We start from the raw sequence: 3,514 nt of genomic DNA on the forward strand, positions 1-3,514 counted from the left end.
GGCGTCCTGCAGCGCCACCCAGACGAAAGCATCGGGACGGCAGATGTAGTCGCTGATCTCGGTGACCGGGATGTCGGCAAGCTTGGTGCCGTTCTGGTAGACCACGCAATTGATAAGCATCTGATGTTTCCCGCAAGTTGTCTGCCTGCGTGAATTCTGGCACAGCGCTGATATGCCGTCACGCTGAGATCAGGATGGGCGGCGCGGAACCACCAGGTTGTAGACGGATTGCTGCAGCACCTCGCCGTGCTGGTTGAGCGTCTGGCTGCGCACCACCACCCTGCCTCTATCGGGCCGCGAAGCTGAGGGCGTCACGCTCACCACTTCTGTCTCTACATGCAGCACATTGCCGGGGCGCGTGGGTTTGGGCCAACTGATCTCGCCCCCTGCGCCTATGATTCCGCCGGCCAGCGGCAAACCACCACCCACCAGCAGCCGCATCGTGACAGCCGCCGTGTGCCAGCCGCTCGCGGCCAAGCCGCCAAAGAGTGTGGCCTTGGCTGCTTCGTGGTCCAGGTGAAATGGCTGCGGATCAAACTGCGCGGCAAACGAGGTGATCTGCGCCTCATCCAGCGCGTGCTCGCCACTGACGAAGCGGTCGCCGGGCTGCAAGTCCTCAAGGTAGCGCAATGCGGTAGCGGCGGTTTTGGGGACCTTGCTCATGCCTTGTTTTTTCACCTTCAGGCTGCGGCCTTGGCAGCCATTTGCCGCGGCAGCAGCGCTTCGCGGATCGGCAGGTTCACCAACGCGGCGCCTGTGGCCAGCACGATGTCGATGTACCAGACCCAGTCGTAGCTGCCGGTTGCCTGGAATATATAGCCGCCCAGATAAGCACCCAGGAAACCACCCACCTGGTGCGACAACATCACCACGCCGAACAGCATGGCCATGTTGGCCGTACCGAACATCTTGGCGACCAGGCCCACCGTGGGTGGAACGGTCGAAAGGAAGGTCACGCCCATGACGGCGGCGAAGATCAGCATCACGGCCGGGGTCTTGGGCGCCAGCAGGAAGATGAGTACGGCGAGGCCACGCGTTGTATAGAGCAGCGCCAGCAAGGACTTCATGCGCCAGCGGCCGACGGCCCAACCCATGGCCAGACTGCCGACGATGTTGAAGAGGCCAATCATCGCAAGCGACCAACCGCCAATTTCGGGCGGCAAACCACAGGCCGCTATCACGCCGGGGAGGTGAGTCGCCAGAAACGCCACGTGAAAACCGCACACCAGAAAACCCGCCGCGAGGTAACGATAGCTAGGCGTTGCGATGGCCTGGCTAATGGCTTGACGTGCGCTCAGCGCTTTCGTGCCCGAGGCCGCCGCAGCCTGGGCTGCCAGCGCATTCGAATTGCCTTTCAGCACCAGCACCGCAGGCACCGCCAGCAGCACCAGCGCGCCCAGCCACTGCATTGCACTGGCCCAGCCGACAGCGGCTGTGAGGCCAATGGCGATAGGCGCCATCGCGAACTGCCCAAAAGAGCCGCCCGCGTTGACGATGCCGGTGGCCAGGCCGCGCTTTTCAGGCGGCACCAGGCGTGTGCTGGCGGCCATCAGCACAGAAGGCCCGGCCATCCCGGCACCGCCCGCCGCAAGCACGCCGATGGCAAAGATCAGGCCGGCTGTGCTGGTCATCAGCGGCGTGATGATGGTGCCAATCGCCACCAACACAACACCCATGAAGATCACACGGCCAGTACCGATGCGGTCAGCCACCGCGCCGGCGAAGGGCTGCGTCAGCCCCCACCAGAGTTGGCCGAAAGCGAAGGCCAGGCTGATGCTGCCGATACCCAGTGCGGTCGAAGTATTGAGCGCAGAGAGGAACAGGCCCATGGTCTGTCGCACGCCCATGGTGAGGGCAAAGGTGCCGCCGGCAGCCAGTAGGACCAGCCACATCGCGATGCGGCGCGCCGGCAGTGCAGTGGAAGAAGCGGAAGGCGTGACGCTGGACGGGGAAGGCTCGGGGTTACTCATCATCAGCTCCAGATTCGATGGGGGACAAAAGCTCTAAAGATTCGTTGATCAGGTTATGCAGGGCCAGCACACGCCCGGCGCCCAACAGTGCGTTGAGCTGCTCCTGCGCAGCCCTCCACCGTGATCGGGCCTCCTCACGCTTGGCACGGCCCGCGTCAGTCAGCACCACGGTACGGCTGCGCGCATCGGTGCCTGCGGCGAGCTCAATCCAGCCGGCGTCGATCAGCGGCTTGAGGTTGCGCGTGAGGGTGGAGGCACTCATCTTCATGCCACGCGCCAGCTCGCCCGGTCGCATGGGGCCCAGCTTCAGCACATAAGTCAGCAGGGAATACTGCGTGGTCTTCAGTCCGGCCTTGGTCATTTCCAGGTCGTAGTGGTGCGCGACGCGGCGCATCAGCTGGCGCAGCTTGACATTGGTGCAGCCCTGCACTTTGAGTTCGGCCTGGGTTGACAGGCGGGTTTTCTCGCTCATAATTTGATTGTAGCTACAATCATTGTATATGCAACATTTATAAATGCCATGACCCTGCAAGACACATTGACTCAGTGGATGGAACAAAGCGCCGCAGTGCGCGCCCGCATGATGGACGGCGGCGGCAAACCTGGTCTGGCCCGACCGGAAGACGTCACAGGCAAGACCGGCATGGAAGTGATGCAGGCCATGCTCGCCGGCCAATTGCCCTACCCCCACATTGCTGAAACACTGGATTTCTCCCTGATTGAGGTTGAGCCCGGTAAAGCCACCTTCCAGGGCACGCCGCAGCTCAAGCACTACAACCCGCTGGGCACTGTGCACGGCGGCTGGTACGCCACGCTGCTCGACTCCGCCGTGGGCTGCGCCGTGCACACCATGATGCCGGTCGGCCGGGCCTACACCACCGCCGAACTCAGCATCAACATCGTGCGTGCCGCCTCACACAAGACCGGCCCGCTGCGCGCCATCGGCACGGTGATCCACTGCGGCCGCCAGTTGGCAACGGCCGAGGGCCGCATCGTCGGGCCGGACGGCAAGCTGTATGCGCATGCGACCACGACCTGTCTGGTGTTTGAGGTCGGGGGAGCCAAGGCTGACCAAGGCACCTGATACAAGCCAATGTGGCGGTGAATGGAAATCCCCGACGCATCCACCGCCACGGTCACCGGAAAATTCTCCAGTTACGCCACTTGGCCGGCATGCCCCCCCAAAAAGCCGGTTCGATGACCTGACCGAGAGATCCTTGAAGAAGGGCTCACACCAGGACCAAAAATCCCGGCAGACTGTCCGCATGCGGACAATTTATGTTCTTTTTTCGATTCGCCCCGCTATTCAAGCGGAATATGCGGGGAAGCCCCTGTTATATCTGACAGGGTAAGGCTTGATTCAGCCTTGCACGGCGCATAGACTGCGCGAACATCAAAAGAAGAATAAGAGCATTTGGCAAGACAAGCACTCAACCTGGAAATGCAACGCAATGATTACCTCCCCGAACGACCATGCGCCAACCCCCTTTCAGGTTCTGCACCAGCCGATGGATGCTCCAGGCGCCATTTTCCTCACCGGCGGA

4 protein-coding genes and 1 pseudogene are annotated in these 3,514 nt (G+C 62.2%); 1 reads left to right on the forward strand and 4 read right to left on the reverse strand.

Features of this window, described 5'->3' with window-relative positions; all coding sequences use genetic code 11:
• The 4 genes and pseudogenes from AC1D1X_RS18640 to AC1D1X_RS18655 form a co-directional block, all read right to left on the reverse strand.
• A pseudogene (locus tag AC1D1X_RS18640) lies at positions 1 to 120 on the reverse strand (magnesium transporter); the annotation flags it as partial.
• 69 nt (positions 121 to 189) lie between these two features.
• Entirely contained in the window at positions 190 to 663 is a 474-nt protein-coding gene (locus AC1D1X_RS18645) for a MaoC family dehydratase (RefSeq protein ID WP_477671408.1), read from the reverse strand.
• Positions 664 to 680: 17 nt separating this feature from the next.
• On the reverse strand, positions 681 to 1,970 hold the full coding sequence (locus tag AC1D1X_RS18650; protein WP_477671407.1) for an MFS transporter: 1,290 nt from the start codon (positions 1,968 to 1,970) through the stop codon (positions 681 to 683).
• Entirely contained in the window at positions 1,963 to 2,442 is a 480-nt protein-coding gene (locus AC1D1X_RS18655) for a MarR family winged helix-turn-helix transcriptional regulator (RefSeq protein WP_477671406.1), read from the reverse strand. Before AC1D1X_RS18655 ends, AC1D1X_RS18650 begins: the two co-directional genes overlap by 8 nt.
• A 48-nt stretch (positions 2,443 to 2,490) precedes the next feature.
• Here AC1D1X_RS18655 and AC1D1X_RS18660 point away from each other — a divergent pair, with 48 nt between their 5' ends.
• Entirely contained in the window at positions 2,491 to 3,054 is a 564-nt protein-coding gene (locus tag AC1D1X_RS18660) for a PaaI family thioesterase (RefSeq protein ID WP_477671405.1), read from the forward strand.
• Positions 3,055 to 3,514: the final 460 nt, after the last annotated feature.

The organism is Polaromonas sp. P1_G4, from assembly GCF_056405475.1.

Excerpts from the sequence above, each read along its gene's own strand:
- AC1D1X_RS18645 (WP_477671408.1), bottom strand. The coding sequence starts at position 663 with ATGAGCAAGGTCCCCAAAACCGCCGCTACCGCATTGCGCTACCTTGAG.
- AC1D1X_RS18650 (WP_477671407.1), bottom strand. The coding sequence starts at position 1,970 with ATGAGTAACCCCGAGCCTTCCCCGTCCAGCGTCACGCCTTCCGCTTCT.
- AC1D1X_RS18660 (WP_477671405.1), top strand. The coding sequence starts at position 2,491 with ATGACCCTGCAAGACACATTGACTCAGTGGATGGAACAAAGCGCCGCA.
- AC1D1X_RS18655 (WP_477671406.1), bottom strand. The coding sequence starts at position 2,442 with ATGAGCGAGAAAACCCGCCTGTCAACCCAGGCCGAACTCAAAGTGCAG.